Consider the following 19627-nt stretch of genomic DNA (forward strand, 5'->3'; position numbering starts at 1 on the left):
TTTCGCTAGTTTCATTGTCTAGCAAGTAAAAGCGTATATAATAAATAAAAATGAATCAATTCGACTGGAGTGTTTATTTTGGATCAATCAAATCAACGGACTTTTAATTTTAATGCAGGTCCTTCCGCTCTACCTCTAGAAGTTCTAGAGAAAGCTCAAAAGGAACTTGTTAATTTCCGTGGGACAGGTATGTCTATTATGGAGATGAGTCACCGTAGTGCTCCATTTGAAGATATACATAATGGAGCAATCTCTCGATTGAGAAAGCTATACTCTATTCCAGATAATTATGAAGTGCTTTTTCTTCAAGGTGGAGCTAGCCTTCAATTTTCGATGATACCTATGAACTTCTTAAAAATTGGCCAACAAGCGGGATACATAATGACGGGTTCTTGGTCAGAGAAAGCATTAGAAGAAGCTAAACTATTTGGGGAACCATATGAAGTAGCAAGTACAAAATCGAATAGTTACCGAAACATTCCTACACTAGAAGAGCTTCAGTTTCATTTAGACGACGCATATGTTCATGTAACATCGAATAATACGATTTACGGTACGCAGTGGTCTGTTTTTCCTGACACTGGTGAGATTCCATTAATCGCAGATATGTCGAGTGATATTATGTCGAAGCCAATTGATATAAGTAAATTTGGCATGATTTATGCTGGTGCGCAGAAAAACCTTGGACCTTCGGGTGTGACCGTTGTGATTGTTCGCAAAGACTTACTTGTAAAAGCAAATGAGGAAATTCCGACTATTTTAAAATACAGTACACATGTAGATGGTAATTCCTTATATAACACACCACCTACATTTGGTATTTATATGCTAGGTGAAGTACTCAACTGGGTAGAAGAAAAAGGTGGACTAGAGGTAATTGCTAAAAACAATGAGGTTAAAGCGAAAGTAATTTATGATGCAATTGATAATAGCAACGGTTTTTACACTGGGCATGCAACATTAGAAAGCCGTTCACTTATGAACATCACCTTCCGAGTTGCTGATGAATCATTAGAAAAACTGTTTTTATCCGAAGCAAAAGAAGTTGGTTTTGTCGGTTTAAATGGACATCGCTCTGTAGGTGGTTGCCGAGCTTCTACGTATAACGCAGTCCCATTAGAAGCTTGCCAAGCACTTAGTGACTTCATGGTTCAATTTCAGAACAAGCATAATTAATGTAAAAAAGGCTTACCATTCATAGTGCTTGAATGACAGGCCTTTTTTAGTTTATATGTCTATTAAAATGAATATATCCCATTCTTGTCTACACATTTTTTACATATACATTGCTTTACTATTGTTTCGAATGGAACCAATTCTAACAATGTATTAGGAAATCTAACCTCATTCATACACCAACAGCTTCCTTGCTCAACTGTCTCCATCTTACTATTATTTTCTTCACCGCAAATAGGACAATATTTATTAGACATAACAAAACGCTCCTTTACCATCCATTGTTATGTTGTTAATGCCTTGGTGCCATCAACATCACACAGACACCCACCAAACATATAGCAGCACCTATCCAGTCATATACATCCGGTGTTTTTTTATCTACGCCCCACCCTCATAATACAGATAGAACGATAAAAACCCCTCCATATGCTGCATAAACTCTACCGAACGATGGGAATGACTGAAATGTAGCGATGCCTCCATATAGTGCCAAAGCCATCCCTCCAAAAACCCCCCAATAAACCGGCTTATTTTCCCTTAACCATAACCAAATGAGATAACTACCACCAATTTCAGCAAGCCCAGCGAAAATAAATAATATAATTGCATAAAACATTTCCCTATCACTTCCTTGAACACTTATTAATTCTAATTTTTCATAATCTCTCACCGAGAATAAAGTACCTTAGAAACTATGAAATAAGCGATAAAACCTACTATTGGAAGAGAAGCAATGGCAAAGACTGCATAAGATAACGGATTATTCAAAGCATATGGAACTAAAGAAAAACTAGCCATTAAAATAAAACTAAAAACAAACATGATAGAAAATGCTGCTTTTGCTGATTTACCTGTTATTTCAGATTCCCTTTCATCATCATGAATCATTTCAGGAATGACTATTTCTTTCATTATTATTCTACCATTATTACGTTTTTTTGATTGATAGTGTGTGTACCATGAGTTTAAAGTAGCAAAAAATAGAGCAACTACATTGTACAATCCGGTATTAACCTCATTTTCCATATAATATTCAAAGCTTATTTCACGTTTTAAAAACATATCAGAGAGCTGCGCATTTTTAACAAGAACGAATGCAAAGATTGCAAAAGAAATAATTAGAAGTATTCGTAAAACAATTGTTATAAGTAAATTTTTCATCAATTCCCACCTCGTATTTTCTATCTAGCATGTAATTTTCTAAATGTAACTAAATATATGAGAAGAACCAAAACTGGTATCGAAGGGGTTGGAAATTTTGCACCATTTTAACAAAGTCATAAACTATTATAGCGAGAGGTATGTAAAGTTACTGCCTCAAAGTAACAGTAATATACATCCTCATTTTGGGTCTTCCTTCTTATAAAAAATCTGTTCAATAGGCTCCCCAAACACTTCTGCGATATTCATTGCTAGTAGCAATGAAGGTATGTAATTTCCTTTTTCCAATGAAACAATTGTTTGCCTTGTTACGCCTGTTTTCTCTGCAAGATCCCCTTGCGTCAAATTAAATCTTGCTCTTAATTCTTTCACACGATTTTTTAGCAAACTGCTCCCTCCAAACATTCTATTTTTATTGTATAGTTTACTGGTCATTTTGTATAGTTTCCTTTACTTTATGATTAGTTCACTTTACTTGGAATTGTAAAAAAAGGATCTATTTCAGAAAATCAACAATCAAACTTGGAAACATTTAGTGAAATACGCGCTACTTTGTTACAATAAATATAAAAAGTGTTAGAGTTCAAATCATTAACAAATGGTTGAAAACCTTCTCTCTCACAGCAAATAATGGTTTAACAGAATACATCTTTGAAAGAGAGCGAGGAGTTGTATGTTTGAAACAATAGATTATTTACAATTCGGAAATAAAAATCAAAAGCGTGCTTTTTTAGCAATTGAAAATTTGGGAATCATTCATTCCTTATCTGAATACCATCCCATTCTTTGTGGTACTTTACCTATAGGAATTGATATTTTAGGTTCCGACCTAGATATTATTATGAATGTTGTAGAGTTCACTTCTTTTGAGAAAAAGGTTACTGCGTTCTTTGGAAATCACCATGATTTCAAGCTTAAAAAAACTTCAATCAGAAATGTACCAGTAATTAAAGCCAATTTTACGTTTGAGGGGTTCGAATTTGAAATATTTGGTCAACCACAACCAGTAAAAGAACAATATGCATACATCCATATGATAATTGAAAATACAATACTCAATCATAATCCTTGTCTCAAAGATGAAGTAATTAAATTAAAAGAACAAGGTCTTAAAACGGAGCCTGCTTTTTGCAAACTTCTGGGGTTAGAAGGTGATCCGTATGAATCACTTTTAGAATTCGGTAAAAGTAAACAAATCATTTGATCTCTTTATTAAATAAACAACTATATTATTTGCATACAGGAAATGGATAAGATTTGACGTATCATATTAAGTGAATAAGAACCAATAAAACTTGCTTCTATCATTAGCTACTTGTATATTCAAAATAAATGAATACCAATACATGTTAAAGAGTGATGTAATTGCCTTCTAAAAATGAATATATCAAACTGGGTTACCGTAATATGAGGATAGTTTATATGTTTGCTGTTGTTATTACCATTTTACTAGGTCTATCCTCCAGAAAATACAGCCAATCTCTTCTTCCATTTGTTGCTCAGAATGCTGGGGATGTTATGTGGGCTATGATGGTCTATTTCGGGTTTCGTTTCCTTCTAGTACGTAAAAGCTTGCTGACAGCAATCTGGCTTAGTTTCTCTTTCAGTTTTGGCATTGAAATCAGTCAGCTGTATCAAGCAGAATGGATTAATCAAATTCGTAATACTTTGCTCGGAGCTTTGATTTTAGGTATAGGATTTCTTGAAGTGGACCTGATTCGATATGCTGTAGGAATTATGTTTGCTACTGTTTTGGACAAGATGCTGCCTGTATTAATTCATCAAAGATATATCAAAAGAATAGCTGAATAAAAGTAAATTCTGCTAACGGGTTTTCTTATTGAAAAATTCTTCAGTGGTAGGAAATGATTATATTAAAAAGACTGACTAGTGCCTCAACACTAGTCAGTCTTTTTAATATAATGTTTCGCTCGAAACTCGATCAGCATCTACGAAGTAAATCATCCTATCCATCGTGACAGGGACGGGTAATTTTTTTTAGTTGTATATGACAAGGTTTATATCATCTAAATTTTTAGTAATTAGATTCTTTGTTGTTTTTTCTCCATACTATTGCGGATAGTAGTAATACTATACCTAAGAAAAGCCCTATAATTTGGTCTATCAAAAGTTCACCTGTTCTAAAATATCGAAGAGTAAAAGTCCCACCAAATATTAGGATTACAATTTTCGCCAATGGAATTAGTTTCGAGTTAATTTTCATTCTTTTATACCTACCGTTGTTCACTATATAATCCCACTAGTTTTACCATCGTTTCTAATACTCATTATTAGGAATTTTACCATACCAGATTATTCATATGTACTAATTCGTCCAATCATTTAATTGTAGAATAACCTCTTTGATAAAAAATACCTTATCTGAATAAGAGCTTTTATTTGGTCATTTACGTAGGTGCGGCATCATATATCAGATTATGTAACGAATGCCTTCTAACGAGAGGAGTTTATGAAATGGAAAACCCGAAACAGGATTATAGTATGTACGAAAATGTGCCCCAGCCTATCCGAAATGACGGTACTGGAGGGTATGATACCGGTCCAAGGGATATTTTGCGGGATTTTGAAAACCCTGACTTACTCGTTCCACCGAAAACGGATGCTGGCTTGCTCCCTAATCTAAAATTTTCATTCTCGGACACTTCCATGAAATTAAATCTAGGAGGATGGTCAAGGGAAATCACCGTTAGGGAGCTCCCCGTAGCTACTACACTTGCAGGTGTAAATATGAGCTTGACACCTGGTGGAGTTCGGGAATTACATTGGCATCAGCAAGCGGAATGGGCCTATATGATATTAGGTAGAGCGCGTATCTCGTCAATCGACTCAGAAGGACGGAATTTCATTGCAGATGTTGGTCCAGGTGACCTGTGGTACTTTCCACCTGGTCTTCCACATTCCATTCAAGGGTTAGAACACTGCGAATTTCTGCTTGTCTTTGACGACGGGACTTTTTCGGATCTGAACACCTTATCCATTTCCGATTGGTTTGCTCACACTCCAAAGGATGTACTATCTGCCAATTTTGGCGTACCCATTAGTGTCTTTGACCACATTCCTTCTGGGCAGGTCTATATCTATCAAGACAATGTGCCTGGTCCGCTTGAAAGTCAGAAAGTCGATTCCCCTTATGGAAATATACCCCAAAGCTTCATACATCAGCTGCTTGCACAAAAACCAATTAAGACACCTGGGGGCAGCGTACGAATCGTAGACTCTTCTAATTTTCCTATATCTAAAAATATCGCAGCTGCACTTGTTGAGATTGAACCTGGCGCAATGAGAGAATTACATTGGCATCCGAATAATGATGAGTGGCAATATTATCTCTCAGGACAGGGACGTATGACGGTATTTGCTGGAAATGGCAGAGCCCGTACATTTGATTATAGAGCTGGTGATGTCGGTTATGTACCATTTGCTAGTGGGCACTATATTCAGAATACTGGGGATCAAACGTTATGGTTTTTGGAAATGTTCAAGAGCGATCGCTTTGTCGATGTGTCATTAAATCAATGGATGGCGCTTACCCCTAGCGATCTGGTTAGAGACAATTTGCATGTTGGAGCAGAATTAATGGATGATCTCCGCAAAGTGAAATATCCGGTCGTCAAATATCCTGGGTTTTCCTACTACCCCAAATAAGATTTGAACAGGCATTAGTCACTAATAAGGGGTCATTAATATTCTCGGAAACAGCTAGAAACTAGACTTGTTTTTAGCAACAAGTCTAGTTTCTAGCTTTCCAAAGGTGTGGAGTCTTTTTTACAAACAGAAGAATAAAGAAGTTTATCCAAGTTATTACTGGAATCGAAAAAATCAACATTAATAAACCAGAATAACCAAAGCCAAACATTCTTGCTTCTTCATTTAAGCTATATAAAAAACAAGTTGCTGTAATTATAACAAAAACATTTATAAAAAAAGCCAATAACATCGCCAACCGCTTGTTGTTTCTGCTTTTCAGTATCTGCACAGATGCAACCGTCGAAACTAAAAAAGAAAATAACAGAATAAAGTAATTCAACTCAACACCACCATTAACTTTAAAATAATTAAATGATTTACGATACAAGTATGAAAAGTAATAAAACGAACAATAATTCCAATAATAACATTCTATATCTATTTATCATTCGTTGCTTTTACAATCATAAAATGTGGATTCTTCATTAATTTTTCATACTTTACAGGCTCTTTCATTTGAAATTCTTTTGTAGGTTGTGGTTCATTTACTTTTTTAAGCGTAAAGTACGCAAGGGTTTCATTCATTATTTCATGAAGAGGACGTCGATAAAATGGTACTTCAATCAAATTACCTTCTCTTTCCCATTGATCAATTATCAATTCATTTGAAAAGTAATCATCGTTTTTGGATAATTTAATATCCATGAATGGATGGTGAACTGAAAAAAGCAATGTCCCACGTGGTTTCAATATTCTGCGAAACTCGCTAAAAGGCTTGCTCCAATCCTTTATATAATGAAGAACTAAAGAGCTTACGATTAAATCAAAAGATTTATCTTCAAAAGGTAATTCATTCTCTAAATCTAAACACAAAACTTTCGCATCTTCTCCAACACGACGTTTAGTAGCCACCACCATTTTCGGACTTATATAAGTAGCAATTACATTAGCGCCTAAATTAATTAATTGAGACATATACCAGCCTGCTGCACATCCTGCATCTAAAACCTTCTTATTTTTTATATCAGATGGAAGTAGTTTTATCATCGCTGGTCTTTCATATTCCGTATTAAATAGGCTCATTTTATCTACGTTGTGCTCATAATCATTTGCAAGCTGGTTATAGCTTTCTTTTACTTTATAATTCATAATACACCCCAAAAAGAAATATTTTACATTGCAGTTTTACATAACTTTCTTTATTCAACAAAATTATTTTAAATACCTTCTTTTTTTGTTTGAATAAGATATGTCATCATTGTGTAGGAAACGGAGACCTTCGTTCAAAATGGTTTAGAAAAGCAGCTTGAATTATAGTGTTTATACGTTTGCTGAGTATATTGATCGAGCCTAAAACATAATAAGCGCCACCGCTATGAGGACTTACTTGCTCATAGCGGTGGCGCTTATTGTATTTTTAAAGTTACAATTTTTAAAGAGGTAAAAGCCTATTCATTAAGTGGAATATCAATTTCTACCTTGCCGTCCAAATACAATGGATAGCTATTAATATAGAGTCGAATTGGATTCACTGCAATATCATAATCAAATGTAAAGACCCATGTGGAAAAAGGTACTTCTCTTTTAACAACATGCATTTCGATTAGATTATTACTGAAATCATTGCCTTCTTGATCCACTATCCCATCCAATAGTTGCCCACCGCCAGTTCCAGTTGGATAAGTGACTTCCAATGTATTGCGTGACGGTACTTGAACATCGATATCCAGTTCACTAGGCACATATAGTACTTTCTTTTGTTCAAAATCTACTTCGATATAGTCGGAGCCTTTTGGAAGTGCTTCAATCCACTCCATCACTAACGTTAATTTTTTCGGCTGCCTGAAGTAATTGCTTTGTATAAACAGGCTCACTTCACCGTTACGCAAATTGCCGAACTCCATTCCTCCACCACTTGGTTTCCCCCATTCTTCGCCATTCTCATCAATTAACCGGACCGATGTGAATTTTAGTAATTGCATCGTGTTTTGTTCGTCAGCAGCTAATCGGATTTCTGCACGTAACGGCGAAATTTTCAACTGTTTAATGTCAATTGTTTGACCATCTACGACAACGGCTTGGTTCACATCATATACTTTTGGTTGTTCAATAGGTGTGGTAAGTGTGAATGGCACGGCGAAATTTGTCTTTGCTGCATCACTCAAGTGCAAATTAAATTCAAATGTCATATTGTCATATGATAATTCATCAACAGACATAATTTCAACTTTGTCTGCACGTAACGTTCCATCCACTAGAGAGCTATTGTAGGAACTTGTGACACCCCATGGAATGCCTTGTTGAGACACCCCAAAAGAAGTTATATTCACTTTCGAAAGTTCAAAGGTTGATTCAATATTATAGAATATTGTCATGCCCGAATAATCAGCTACGACGCTCTGTAAAGTCAATGTATAATCGCCCTGCGTTACCACAATTCCGAGTTCTTCATAGTAATTATTTTCGACAATGTCACTGATTCCTTTATCATAAGCAATCATGTTTACGATAGAAGAAAATCCAGTGATTTTAGCAACTGCCTGTGCAAATACGGGAGATACACGAATTGTAGTTACAAACAGCAACAGTACAATAGCAGCTACACTGGCAACTGAACACAGACGGCGTTTTCTCCTTTTGGTCAACCGATGCTGATGCACAGCTTTTACACGTGCTTGATGTAAGGCTTCTTTAGGGATTTCAATCGCTTCTAATGCCTCGGTTAGCTTCTGCCAATCCTGCTCGTTCAAGTTAGTCATTTACAGTTCCTCCTTTTCAATGAGTACGCGTAATCTTTTTAGCGTCGTGTGTAGTCTTGATTTCACAGTACCTTCGGGAATTTGCTTCAACTGTGCAATGTCAGCGTTCTTCATATCCTGGAAATATTTTAAGTAAATCAGTTCCTGTTGTTCTGTTGGCAAACTTGCGATGATATCAGCCATTTCGTATGGTTTTTGATCTGTCGATGCAATTTCCACATCATGATTATAGACAAATTTCTCTTGCTTCTTTTTCACATCTAAACAAATATTAATGATAATTCGAACAAGCCATGTTGCTATGTATGCGGGTTCTTTGACGCTATGAATCTTTTTTAAAGCTCGATACGTCAGCTCTTGTACCGCTTCAATAGCATCATGTTCATTTTTCAAGTAGGCATAGGCTGTCCGATAGAGAGTATCTTCATGTCGTGTCAATAGTTCCATTAACGCCTGTTCTTCACCCGCAATTGCTCGCTTTTCCAAATTCATACTCCCACCCCCTCGTTATCTATTAGACAGTTCGAAATGATAAATCGTTCATTCTATTTTTGCTCAATAACAAAAGCGCAGCGCCTATGTCTGCCTCGACAGGCAAATGGGGAGAAGCGAGGAGGCAGCTCCTCAGCCACCACAAACGTCCTTGTTTGCGACGAGCTTGCACAGGAGCAGCTTTTTCACATTTGACTCCGAGGGGCAAGGCGCTGGAGTCTGGATGTAGGAACTCTTGTAGAAAGTTTTCTACATGCCGTAGATTTTATAGTTTCCTAAGCAATAAAAAACGAGTTCAACTACGTAAGTGAACTCGCTTTCCAACTTCCCTTATCAGCAAGGAAAGAAGGTACTTTTATAATCTAATTTTAAGTGCCAGGTTCTTATTGAATCCAGAATTGTATTAGAACTTGGTACTCGACACTTTTAACTATCTATTACGACATAGTTTTCTAGAGCTAAAAACGACTACTTATATTACTTTATTTTCTTTTAATAAAATAGTAAGCTCCTCTGTAAAGTAAATATGTAACAAAATTTAGGGGGAATAAAATAACTAACTGTAATGTAGAATGAATACAGACGAATAAAAATAAATCCCAATACGCTTCACCATGAGGAAAATCCGCCCACTCTGATATATCTACATTAATATAATTAATAAAATAAAAAATGAAAATGGAACAAAAGTAACCTATGTATGCAAAGTTACAATGCAGATAAAATTCGATTCTAAATTTACTAAACCAAAGGATTAAATTTATAGACATAATAATTAAAGGAACGAAGAAAAGAGGTAAAATGGTAATTTCCTTTTTGTCTATTAACATCAAAGCATAGAAACATTGAGCTATACCAATAAAAAAATGTTTGTCAAAACTACTAAAACAACTGGTGAAAGGCCGTTTTTTTCTATTATGCATACCTCATTTCCAAATGTTTGGTATCAGCTTGTCATTGAATTTAGAATGGTGTTAGAACCTGATAACTAGTTTTTTTCCTAAACAGTTCTGTTCAACTTAATTTCAAACGTAGGGCTAGTTACATATTCCATATAATTTATTTTTCCATCAAACTCCAAATAAGCTTGATATCGGGTACGGATCGCTGGTGCTGTTACTAAATCAAGGACTTTATCCTTAGATACCCACCTACTATCTGATGTTTCTTCTGAAATAGCCAATTCTCCACCCACAGGTTTACATGCATAATCTAGCATTAACTTCATAGGAACATCTGTTATGCCATCGTAAAATTTATGAATTCCTGTATTGGAATAAACACCAAGTAAATTAGAAACAACTACGAGTATCCCACTTTCCTCTTTTATCTCCCTTTTTAATGCATCCATAAGATTTTCTCCAACTTCTACTTGCCCACTAGGAAATACCCACCCACCGTGTATACGATAAGTGTCGAAAATAGGAATTATAAAAAGAGCAAGTATTTGAACTGACCTAGCGATATGAGACACATATAAAACACCTTTTTAGGCTGCCGCAATGCCAAATTCTTTTGGCGTAAGGTAGCCTAATTTTTCTTGGATCCGTTCTTCATTGTAATGACGAATATACTCGTCAATTCTTTGCACAACACTGACATTACTTAATGAATTAAACTTGGCTAGGCTAAACTCTTCTGTTTTTAAACTAGAATGAAAGGACTCAATTACTGCATTATCCCAACAGTTTCCACGTCTGGACATACTGCTAACTAAATGGTTTTCCTTCAAGGCATTTTGATAAGCATACGATGTATAGACACTTCCTTGATCAGAATGAACAATAACACCTTGGGGGTTTCCGCGAGCTATTAACGCTTCACGCAACGTATCCATGACTAACGGAGTCTGTTGGTGATTATAAAGCTTATAAGTGACAATTTCATTGTTATATAAATCCATGATCGTCGAAAGATATAATGTGACGCTACCATATTGAATATACGTAATATCCGTTACCCATTTTTCGTTCGGTTTACTAGCTATAAAGTTACGATTCAATACATTTGGGGCAATTACTACTGACTCACCTTGAGATTTCCATTTTCTTTTTTGCTTTACTTTGCATTGAAGATGAAACTTTTGCATGGTTTTCTGAACGGTATTGCGGTCTAATTTAATTCCATAATCTCTTTTCAATAACGCCTTTATTTTACGATGACCATTGCGGTATTTCGTTTTCTTGCATAGTTCGATGATTGCTTCTTCTGCTAAGGTTAAAATCTTCTCAACACCTTCAGCTAACCAACGATAAAAGCTGGAACGTGGTATTTCTAAGGCTGATAAAATGACACTTACTGTATAGTTTTTCCGGAACTTTTCCACGATTTGAAGAACTATGTGTTTTTCAACTCCTTTATCATTTCCAAATACTTTTTTAGAATCTCATTCTCCATTTTTAAATGGTTCATCTGCGTATCTTTCTTCTCTTCTTCACTTTTAAAATCAGGCCCATGCCCAAACGTATATTGTTTCCCAATCGGTTGGTCAAAACGATGAATTTCATTCGCTCTATACCATCTCATCCATGTCTCAACTTGAGATTTATTCTTAATTCCGTATTTCTCCATAATTTCTTTCGTTGTTAGTTTACCACTCATTTTTTCTTTGACGACTGCCCATTTAATCTCGCTTGTATACACGTTTTTGCCCATGCAAAAACACCTCCGATTTAAGTACTTGTTTTAAGTGTACCATTACCGAAGGTGTTTTATATTGTCTCACTATTTTAGGTTAGTCCAATTACTATTACCCATATTGATAATCTATTTATTAAGTTGAAAAGCCAATAATCATTAAGTAACAAAGTGCATTATTAGATAGCCATACCATTCGTAATTTTGTGTTTTCAAACAAATTATCCCCGTTTGTTTAAAATACGGTTTTATAAGGGAAACGGTTATATAAAAAGAAATGCCATATCTATAAATTTGTAGAGTTCTATCTTTATTAAAAACATAGTGCTAAATACACCATCAATCTAATAGTTCAGTATAAAATGAGAAGTTGGTACTTTTCATTACTTTTGCAAGTAATATTTCACTATTAGGATCCTCTAGTAATTCTTGAAAGTAAGTATCAGGCATTACTTGTTCTATTTTTTTGAAGATATAAGGTAATGCCTCAGCTTGTTAACCGTACCCTTCTTTCACAATTAAATTAACTGCATTGAAATCATTAATGTTTGCAGACTCCATATGGACTGTCATTTTATTTTCTACTCGAATATATTATGATTTTATGTATTATCAATTTTTAGGGCTTCTTTTAAGATTAACAGCGATATTTCATGGTCATTCATCACATATGGAACTTCTTCTGGTTCAACCCAAATGCGGGATGTCGTTTCATTTACTCGCAAAAACGGAAAGCACTTTTCAACGTCCATTCTATAAAATAATTGATAACCTATAAGCGGATAGGGTCCATTTTGTTCAAAGTTAGGATTATCTTTATGGTTGACTTCAATCGCACCAATATACTTAATTTCCCCTGAAACATAACCTTCTTCGTAAGCCTCCCTACACAACGCTTCATCAGGAGTTTCATTGAACTCTACATGCCCACCTGGAATGTTAAATCCTCTTTCTTTCACCTGAACTAATAACACTTTACCCTGGCTAAAACAATAACTATGAACACTAGTTACTATTTCACTTTGGTTTATATTTTTGTAGGGATGCCATCTAAGGCTAACTTGATTTCCTCCCCAATTAACATATATTTGATTATTCATTAGAAATCTTCCCCTTTAAAAATTCATAAATCTACTAGTAATCAAGTAAACAGATTTATTTAGTAGTCAACGTTTTATTGTCCAGTAAAATCGATTCTTCCACATCATCCCATTTTACTTCTACTAGTATCACTTCATCTTCATTTATTTTAGCCCCGTTTTTTGAGCCCCCTGAAGAAGAAAATATTTTCATTGTATTGGGTACAGTGAACTCCTCTATACTTTTTCCATTACTGTGAAGTGTACTATAAGAATATTCCAATCTTCGCATGGAAGATAACTCCTCTATAGAACCTTTATATGTTAATGTAAATTTATAATTTTCCTCATTCGAATAAGTTCCTATGCCGTTATCTACTCCCCGTGTTCGGTTCCCTTATAGGAATATTCCGCTTCCCAATGTTCACTTTCTCCGGTAAATTTATAATCGTTATACGTAATATCCGCACAAGCCGTTAAAAGAAATTGTGGAAATAATATTATAAGTATTTTTTTCAATTTACGAATTTATTTCTCCCCCCATTTGTTGAATTATATTCCTCTTTCAATTTCACACTATAGAATCTCATCGCCTTTGGTACACCTTCTATTTCAAATATTCCTTGTAATATTAGCTGTCGTAAACGGTATTCTATGAATTCGTCACCGATGTATTGGTTTACATGTCCAAGTACTTCTCCAATAAGTCGAGCAGATTTCATAAATTCGGGTTTAGTTTGTTCACTATGTAGATAACGGGCTTTATCTACGATGAATGTATCGAAGTAATTTTCAGGTACATTTTTTATTTCGTCGTCTCCCCAAATGCGGAGTACTTCTGTTGTTTTCGAAAGTTTTTCCCATTCTTTTGCCAGTTTGTTGCGAAGTTCCTTTGTTAACGGTTGACCGCATTTATTTGCTTCATAGATTATTTTTAACTTTTCCGGTGCTACTTCTCCAGTACCCAAAGGATAATGTTCCCTGGGAGGAGTTGACCAGTGATTTTGATAAGCCTCGTTTACATTCAGAAGGTGAATGTCGTTTTGTTTGTCTTGTAGTGAGTGTAGGACAAATCGTGCAGCTGTTTGTTCGTGTGCATTGTTTGCTGTCCAAATGTAAATTGGCATGTGATCGGGTATGTTCTTTATTTCCGCTACCAGTTGTTGATAATTCTCTAAGTATTCATGGATGTATTGTTCGTCTAAATTAATATGTTGGAACAACCATTTTCTTCGTTGCTCCAGTCCTTTTTTAGTATGTAGTAGATGTACGGGACCAATTGAAAAAAGTTCGGAAAATACAATGATCTTTTCTTCTCTTGGTAGTGCAACTTTGAGGCTACCTGCTGGTGAATATCCGAAAACGATATGTATTGTTGTATAGTTTTTTTGTCTTGGTTTGGAAAGAAATCGCAATAGTCCTTGATACTCTTTTTTCATATGTTCTAAAAACTGTTCCTCCGTATAGTCCGTTTCCTCTAGCATTTGAACTAGCGAAAGATGTTGAAATAGAAGTGATTTTGCTTCTTTCTCCGTCAAATGCTCCACGACTTTTTTGATTTTTTCTGTCATTGAAATAATTCTCCTTTCTTTCATCGAGAAATCAAACTTTGGATACTATGCCATGCGCTTTTTAAAGATACGAGGGGAATTAATATAGCAAAGATCAGATTACTTTGAAAGATTGCCTTCCAAACACGCATACCATTTCGCACGTACATGACGATTAAAGTCGCTGATATACTTACGAATGAAAAAATCATCCATAAAGAATCATTTTGTCTTTTAACGTCATATTCGATTTGTTCCACTTTCCATGCATCATCTTTTCCAAGTGATATGGTTTGGATACTTTTTTCTTTGCCAATTAAATTAAATAATTTGATCGTTAACTCGTTGTTTTGTTGTGAAATAATCTTATAACCATTTGGCAAAAAAGAAGCTTGGTAAACGAGGATGTACGACAAACTGCCGAGGACGATCATAACGAAAAAATATGGAACAAATGCTTTTAATTTTCTTGTGAAAGTTTTCCACATTTCTTTTATCTATCCCTTCATTTGTTGTATACAAATAGTTCCTTTTCATTGAAATTTCCCCTCATATTATATTCTTCTTAGAGACTGTAAAATCCTTCTTTAATAGGGGAAATTGAATATAAAAAAGACCAAACGCATGCAACCGTTTGATCTTTTTGTTATTTCTTATGTTCATTAAGCAAACTCATTTTAATCCACCAAAATAGATTGATATATTCTTTTAATCGTTTCCATATGAAGTGCTTCATGGTAAAAGCTAAAAAGAAATGTTTCTCCAAGTGTGTGAAATGTGTTGCCAAAATGGTTCGTCATTGGTTTTGGTAGTTTTCTATGCATGTTCCCTTCAAGAGATTGTTGGATTCTTAATTTTTGTTCAGATAAAACGGAAAAAATGTCAGCTAATGAAGGAGGTGTTTCAATCCAATCAGCTGGCTTAGTTCCTGCTCTAAAAAATTCTCTATATTCTTTCGGGAGATTTATCTTTTCATCTAATACCCCATAGACCAGGTATTCCTGAATATATGCTATATGGCCGAAATTCCAACGAATATTGTTCTTAAAACCTTTTGGTACTAAATCCGCAAGTTCTTCTGGTATCTTTAGGATAGATTGCTCCGTTATTCCTCTCACAGTTTCCATATGGTGAAAAATTGTTTGTTCCATTTAAAAGTCCTCTTTTCTACTCTAATAGTAATTTCTAAAAAATAGGATACTCGATATTCAATCAGTTGTTATTGAACATATTCCTTTTCATTTACTTCGATAAATTTTTGAATTTCCCTTTAATTTCTTTTTACTTTTTATGTCCACTCAGTAATCTCGCTCTATTTCTTACGTTTCCCGCATCAGTGTAGGTACTGCACGCAAAATTACTGGGGGTCATTATTTACTTCGTAGCAGATCTATTGTTTTCCTATTTTTCGTTCCTTCCAATCACCTTCTTCAAATAAACTTACGCAACAGTACAAATGTTGAAAAGTGCATAAAAAAAGACCCTAGTTAGGATCAAATTTGTTTGCACCATTTACTCGAACTTTTAAATTTGTGTATTAGAACATCTTTTTCTTAACTCGGTGATGAACTCCATTTTATCCATTGGTAAAATCTTTATACTTCCAAGGTTTGCTGATTTCAAAAATAGTTCAAGTCCCTTATCAAATGATGAAATTCGATAACCAGTGAATCCATCTGTCTTTGGAGAAACCTTTGTTATGTTTTGATACGGAATTTTCCTTCTGAATGGCCCGCCTTTAATTAATAGATAATCTTTACAGAAAACATATTTAATAGAAGCTCCATACCACAATATAAAACCTAATGAAATTATAAAGATACCAAATATATTAATTATAATTGATAATGATACTTCTTTATAAACAGGATGCAGTGGTATATTAGCCATTATTAAAACTACTAAAAATATAAGTGTAAAAAAAGAAATGTCTCCTTTTGAACGGAAAACCATTAGTTAATCACACCTTTCTTTTAGTATTATACAGTTACTTATCATAATGGTTTCATTTTAAAAAAAGAAACCATGGCTACTAAAACACCTTAATTTAAATATTCATTCGCATCAATCACTGTACACACCTCGGATTCCTCCAAAAATTGTTTAATAAGATGAACGTGGCCGCCGCCGACCAATAGCAAAATCCGATCCTGTGGATTTGAAATCAGCCTTCGCACATTCGTGTAAATAATTAAGTTGCGTTTGTACCACCAAGTTAACCAACCTGTTGCGTAATAATCTTTCTTTTTTCCAATCATCGCGAGTTCCATGTAAACTTGGTGCATCTTTTTAACAGTTTCTGCTTCATTCACACGCTTATAACCTTCTAAAATCGAGAGCTGGGATAATTTTTCAAATTCGCGTTGCATCGGTTCTACATACGTTGTCATTATTTTCTTATAGCGTTCAGGTTCATATTCTTCTGCATACTTAAGTATATCTTCTAATGATGTGTCTTCATTATCGTCACCTCTCCAATCGACACAAGAAACTTCGCTTAACCCCGATTTTTTAGCTAAAGGAAAACCGATCATTTGTATTTCATTCTTCGTTGGTTTCGGATCATCTAATTGGTACTTCCGATAACTTTCATTTAACTTTGATTGTACTTCCCATTCAGCTTCGACAGCCAGTTTTGTGGGATTAAACCGACTTAGTGCGTCAACGACTTCCTTTGCTTGTAGCTTTAAATCATTATCATCTTTACTTTCAAACTTGATTAAATCCGATGTGTCTCCTAAATGATACACCCCGACGATCATCACTTCCGGTCTCATGTTAACTCTCCACTCGCTTATTAGTTTATAATCGGAAATTGTTATTATTCTTTCAATTAATTTATATTATCACTAAGTTCATCTTATGGTTCTTAATTTTTGCTGGTTCATGATAATAAAATTGTTTAATTGCAAGCGCCAAATATTGTTGACTTATTTTTTCAAGTAGGCATTATTTGACGCTTACGCTTATCTGACAAAAATCACTTGGGACATTGGAGAATATCCCTTCATTCCACCGTAATCGCACGATAGATTCTTTTAATCGCTTCCATATGCATTGCTTCATGGTAAAAGCTAAAGAGAAATGTCTCCCCTCTGGTATGAAATGTGATGCCTAATCGGTTTGTAAATGGATCTGGTAGTGGCTCGTTTATATTTCCTTCAATAGCATCCTTTATTCTTGATTTTTGTTCGGTTAATACAGAAAGAATATCTGCAAATGATGGCGGAGTTATTTTCCAGTCAGCTGGTTTAGTTCCACCGCTAAATAGTTCTTCATAATTGCTTGGCACATTCATCTTTTCCCCTAAAACTGCAAATACGAGCCTTTCCTGTATAAACGCAATATGACCGAAATTCCAACGAATACTATTGTTAAAACCTATAGGTACTCTATCAGCTAACTCTTCTGGTATCTTTTTTATAGATTCCTCCGTTATGCCACGCACTGTTTCCATATGTTGAAAAATTGTTTGTTCCAAATTAACTCCACCTTTTTAATTTTTTTAGTTTGCCAATACTAACTATAAATAATTTATCCTTTACTTTTCATTCGCGCTCATCTACCTAATATACCTATTCCACAATTAGGTGAGAAAACCCTTTTAAAACAAGAAAATCAAGTTTGGTGAGATACTTTCATTGGTTAGCGGAACACTCATATATATGAACACCACAAATTTTCATGTAGCTCCAACCTTCTTCCTCAGGAAAGAGATCAAGCAACAAAAAAAGATCGAACCGGTATAAGGTTCAATCTTTCTATTATTTCTTATGTCCACCAAGCAATCCAGCTCGTTTTATCGCCGTTCCTGCTTCTGTATAAGACACTGCACGTAAAATTGCAGAGGAGCCATATTTGCTTCGTAAGTCATCCATTGTTTTTCCTAATTTCCGTACTTTCCATTTATCTTCTTCAAATAAGCTTAGTTGCATCGAGTGCTCCGGTTCTAAATTCGTTAAAGATATCGATAATCTGCGAACGGGACGATGATCATAAAACTCGTCAAAAATCCGATCACATACTTTATATATTTTCATCGTGGCATTCGTTGATTCTTCAATTGAGCGAGAACGGTCAAATCCTCCTCCGAAAGCCTCTTTACTATATCCAACAGCAAGATGTATCGTTCTTCCAACCATTTCTGCCTCTCTTGCTCGTCTTGCCACGTCTTCACACATCTCAAGTACTACCGCCATTACTTCTTTTTTCGTTCTGTAATCCCGAAACAGTACTTGCCCTTTCCCGTAACTAATTTGTCCTTCTACTAGAGGTGCACCAAGTTCAGATAGATCTACCCCCCAAGCATGGTAATATAACTGGTTTCCCATCACACCAAATTTACTTTCCAATATTTCTAAAGAAGTTTGTGCTAACTGTCCTACAGTGAAAATACCCATATTATTTAATGTTTTTTCGAGGCGTGAGCCAATTCCCCACATTTTACTTAAAGGGGAAATCGGCCACAACTTTTTGGGAACATCTTCATACATCCATTTGGCAAAACCTGATTTTTTCGCATCTAAATCTAGCGCCAGCTTCGCCAGTAGCATATTCGGTCCCATTCCAACTGCACATGGCAATTGAAACTGACTATACATCCCATCTTGTATGCGCTTAATTGTGTTCTCTACTGGTCCCCAAAGTTTTTCGGTTCCACCTAGATCAGCAAAGCATTCATCCACGCTATACACATGAATCGCTTCATTTGGAACAAACTGATTTAAATAACGGACTATTTCGACGGAAACTCGAACAAAAAACTCCATCTTTGGTTCGATTAAATGAATAGACGGATGATCTGGAATTTCGAATAGCCTAGTTCCTGTTTTCACACCGAATTCTTTTTTCATTCTCGGCGAAGCAGCCAGTACAATACTCCCCTTTTGCTCTAAATTACCAATCACAGCAATAGGCTCTGTCATCACATCGAGCCCAGCATCCGCTGCCGCACAACTTGCAAAAAAGCTTCGCATATCAATGCATATAATTTTTCGATTTTCTAACCCTTCGTACACGATATCCACCCCCTCTAAAAGGAACATTTGTTCTTAATAGTATA

General features: G+C 35.2%; 21 protein-coding genes and 1 pseudogene. 4 read left to right on the top strand and 18 right to left on the bottom strand.

All coding sequences use genetic code 11. The features are described from left to right. Positions 1–78: 78 nt before the first annotated feature. Positions 79–1176 (top strand): 3-phosphoserine/phosphohydroxythreonine transaminase, encoded by a 1098-nt coding sequence (gene serC / locus PB01_RS09785; protein WP_151700041.1) that lies wholly within the window; start codon positions 79–81, stop codon positions 1174–1176. A 62-nt stretch (positions 1177–1238) separates the two neighbouring features. Here the strand turns inward: serC and PB01_RS09790 are convergent, their stop codons facing one another. The 4 genes and pseudogenes from PB01_RS09790 to PB01_RS09805 all read right to left on the bottom strand — a co-directional run bounded on the left by PB01_RS09790 (position 1239) and on the right by PB01_RS09805 (position 2727). Beyond that, positions 1239–1454, bottom strand: a complete 216-nt coding sequence (locus tag PB01_RS09790) for a cysteine-rich CWC family protein (protein WP_318837540.1) — start codon at positions 1452–1454, stop codon at positions 1239–1241. 14 nt (positions 1455–1468) lie between these two features. Further along, a pseudogene (locus PB01_RS09795) lies at positions 1469–1795 on the bottom strand (YnfA family protein). 50 nt (positions 1796–1845) lie between these two features. Beyond that, positions 1846–2340, bottom strand: a complete 495-nt coding sequence (locus PB01_RS09800; protein ID WP_151700043.1) for a DUF2208 family protein — start codon at positions 2338–2340, stop codon at positions 1846–1848. Positions 2341–2520: 180 nt separating this feature from the next. Further along, positions 2521–2727, bottom strand: coding sequence for a helix-turn-helix transcriptional regulator (locus tag PB01_RS09805; protein WP_225986239.1), 207 nt, complete (start codon positions 2725–2727; stop codon positions 2521–2523). A gap of 286 nt (positions 2728–3013) precedes the next feature. Between PB01_RS09805 and PB01_RS09810 the strand changes: the two genes are divergently transcribed. From PB01_RS09810 to PB01_RS09825, 3 genes are all read left to right on the top strand, one after another. Further along, positions 3014–3544: a DUF4269 domain-containing protein gene (locus PB01_RS09810; RefSeq protein ID WP_151700044.1), complete on the top strand. Its 531-nt coding sequence runs from the start codon at positions 3014–3016 to the stop codon at positions 3542–3544. Positions 3545–3705: 161 nt separating this feature from the next. Continuing rightward, a complete protein-coding gene (locus tag PB01_RS09815) occupies positions 3706–4152 on the top strand; it encodes a ribosomal maturation YjgA family protein (protein WP_318837542.1) in 447 nt (148 codons plus the stop codon). A gap of 663 nt (positions 4153–4815) precedes the next feature. Then, complete coding sequence (locus tag PB01_RS09825) at positions 4816–6006, top strand: oxalate decarboxylase family bicupin (RefSeq protein ID WP_151700045.1); 1191 nt, start codon at positions 4816–4818, stop codon at positions 6004–6006. Between the two features lie 480 nt (positions 6007–6486). Here PB01_RS09825 and PB01_RS09835 read toward each other — a convergent pair whose 3' ends face one another. The 14 genes from PB01_RS09835 to PB01_RS09900 all read right to left on the bottom strand — a co-directional run bounded on the left by PB01_RS09835 (position 6487) and on the right by PB01_RS09900 (position 19610). Further along, a complete protein-coding gene (locus PB01_RS09835; protein WP_151700047.1) occupies positions 6487–7197 on the bottom strand; it encodes a class I SAM-dependent methyltransferase in 711 nt (236 codons plus the stop codon). Between the two features lie 299 nt (positions 7198–7496). Then, complete coding sequence (locus tag PB01_RS09840; RefSeq protein ID WP_151700048.1) at positions 7497–8807, bottom strand: DUF4179 domain-containing protein; 1311 nt, start codon at positions 8805–8807, stop codon at positions 7497–7499. Further along, a complete protein-coding gene (locus PB01_RS09845; protein ID WP_151700049.1) occupies positions 8808–9299 on the bottom strand; it encodes a sigma-70 family RNA polymerase sigma factor in 492 nt (163 codons plus the stop codon). It abuts the gene before it with no gap. A gap of 1000 nt (positions 9300–10299) precedes the next feature. Continuing rightward, positions 10300–10773 (bottom strand): NUDIX hydrolase, encoded by a 474-nt coding sequence (locus tag PB01_RS09850; protein WP_151700050.1) that lies wholly within the window; start codon positions 10771–10773, stop codon positions 10300–10302. A 15-nt stretch (positions 10774–10788) separates the two neighbouring features. Further along, positions 10789–11954 (bottom strand): IS3 family transposase gene (locus PB01_RS09855; RefSeq protein WP_151699902.1). Its coding sequence is split into 2 segments (ribosomal slippage): positions 10789–11678 and positions 11678–11954, totalling 1167 coding nucleotides; the frame shifts between segments, so codons are not numbered across the junction. Positions 11955–12538: 584 nt separating this feature from the next. Further along, positions 12539–13036: an NUDIX domain-containing protein gene (locus PB01_RS09860; protein ID WP_151700051.1), complete on the bottom strand. Its 498-nt coding sequence runs from the start codon at positions 13034–13036 to the stop codon at positions 12539–12541. A gap of 55 nt (positions 13037–13091) precedes the next feature. Then, a complete protein-coding gene (locus PB01_RS09865; protein WP_151700052.1) occupies positions 13092–13307 on the bottom strand; it encodes a hypothetical protein in 216 nt (71 codons plus the stop codon). A gap of 223 nt (positions 13308–13530) precedes the next feature. Then, on the bottom strand, positions 13531–14586 hold the full coding sequence (locus tag PB01_RS09870) for a DUF1835 domain-containing protein (protein WP_192797534.1): 1056 nt from the start codon (positions 14584–14586) through the stop codon (positions 13531–13533). A gap of 20 nt (positions 14587–14606) precedes the next feature. Further along, the gene (locus tag PB01_RS09875) at positions 14607–15053 is read right to left on the bottom strand and encodes a hypothetical protein (protein ID WP_151700054.1); all 447 of its coding nucleotides are present in this window, start codon (positions 15051–15053) and stop codon (positions 14607–14609) included. A 189-nt stretch (positions 15054–15242) separates the two neighbouring features. Continuing rightward, positions 15243–15716 carry a DinB family protein gene (locus PB01_RS09880; protein WP_151700055.1) on the bottom strand — a complete coding sequence of 158 codons (474 nt, stop codon included), beginning with the start codon at positions 15714–15716 and terminating at the stop codon, positions 15243–15245. A 373-nt stretch (positions 15717–16089) separates the two neighbouring features. Next, positions 16090–16518 carry a PH domain-containing protein gene (locus PB01_RS09885; protein ID WP_151700056.1) on the bottom strand — a complete coding sequence of 143 codons (429 nt, stop codon included), beginning with the start codon at positions 16516–16518 and terminating at the stop codon, positions 16090–16092. An 89-nt stretch (positions 16519–16607) separates the two neighbouring features. Then, positions 16608–17342 carry a DUF5694 domain-containing protein gene (locus tag PB01_RS09890; RefSeq protein WP_151700057.1) on the bottom strand — a complete coding sequence of 245 codons (735 nt, stop codon included), beginning with the start codon at positions 17340–17342 and terminating at the stop codon, positions 16608–16610. Positions 17343–17572: 230 nt separating this feature from the next. Further along, the gene (locus tag PB01_RS09895; RefSeq protein ID WP_151700058.1) at positions 17573–18046 is read right to left on the bottom strand and encodes a DinB family protein; all 474 of its coding nucleotides are present in this window, start codon (positions 18044–18046) and stop codon (positions 17573–17575) included. Between the two features lie 283 nt (positions 18047–18329). Continuing rightward, on the bottom strand, positions 18330–19610 hold the full coding sequence (locus PB01_RS09900; RefSeq protein WP_192797535.1) for a Y-family DNA polymerase: 1281 nt from the start codon (positions 19608–19610) through the stop codon (positions 18330–18332). Positions 19611–19627: the final 17 nt, after the last annotated feature.

The organism is Psychrobacillus glaciei (assembly GCF_008973485.1).
GTDB lineage: Bacteria > Bacillota > Bacilli > Bacillales_A > Planococcaceae > Psychrobacillus > Psychrobacillus glaciei.

Excerpts from the sequence above, each read along its gene's own strand:
- PB01_RS09790 (WP_318837540.1), bottom strand. The coding sequence starts at position 1,454 with ATGGTAAAGGAGCGTTTTGTTATGTCTAATAAATATTGTCCTATTTGC.
- PB01_RS09800 (WP_151700043.1), bottom strand. The coding sequence starts at position 2,340 with ATGAAAAATTTACTTATAACAATTGTTTTACGAATACTTCTAATTATT.
- PB01_RS09810 (WP_151700044.1), top strand. The coding sequence starts at position 3,014 with ATGTTTGAAACAATAGATTATTTACAATTCGGAAATAAAAATCAAAAG.
- PB01_RS09825 (WP_151700045.1), top strand. The coding sequence starts at position 4,816 with ATGGAAAACCCGAAACAGGATTATAGTATGTACGAAAATGTGCCCCAG.
- PB01_RS09835 (WP_151700047.1), bottom strand. The coding sequence starts at position 7,197 with ATGAATTATAAAGTAAAAGAAAGCTATAACCAGCTTGCAAATGATTAT.
- PB01_RS09840 (WP_151700048.1), bottom strand. The coding sequence starts at position 8,807 with ATGACTAACTTGAACGAGCAGGATTGGCAGAAGCTAACCGAGGCATTA.
- PB01_RS09845 (WP_151700049.1), bottom strand. The coding sequence starts at position 9,299 with ATGAATTTGGAAAAGCGAGCAATTGCGGGTGAAGAACAGGCGTTAATG.
- PB01_RS09860 (WP_151700051.1), bottom strand. The coding sequence starts at position 13,036 with ATGAATAATCAAATATATGTTAATTGGGGAGGAAATCAAGTTAGCCTT.
- PB01_RS09865 (WP_151700052.1), bottom strand. The coding sequence starts at position 13,307 with ATGCGAAGATTGGAATATTCTTATAGTACACTTCACAGTAATGGAAAA.
- PB01_RS09870 (WP_192797534.1), bottom strand. The coding sequence starts at position 14,586 with ATGACAGAAAAAATCAAAAAAGTCGTGGAGCATTTGACGGAGAAAGAA.
- PB01_RS09875 (WP_151700054.1), bottom strand. The coding sequence starts at position 15,053 with ATGTGGAAAACTTTCACAAGAAAATTAAAAGCATTTGTTCCATATTTT.
- PB01_RS09880 (WP_151700055.1), bottom strand. The coding sequence starts at position 15,716 with ATGGAACAAACAATTTTTCACCATATGGAAACTGTGAGAGGAATAACG.
- PB01_RS09885 (WP_151700056.1), bottom strand. The coding sequence starts at position 16,518 with ATGGTTTTCCGTTCAAAAGGAGACATTTCTTTTTTTACACTTATATTT.
- PB01_RS09890 (WP_151700057.1), bottom strand. The coding sequence starts at position 17,342 with ATGAGACCGGAAGTGATGATCGTCGGGGTGTATCATTTAGGAGACACA.
- PB01_RS09900 (WP_192797535.1), bottom strand. The coding sequence starts at position 19,610 with ATGTTCCTTTTAGAGGGGGTGGATATCGTGTACGAAGGGTTAGAAAAT.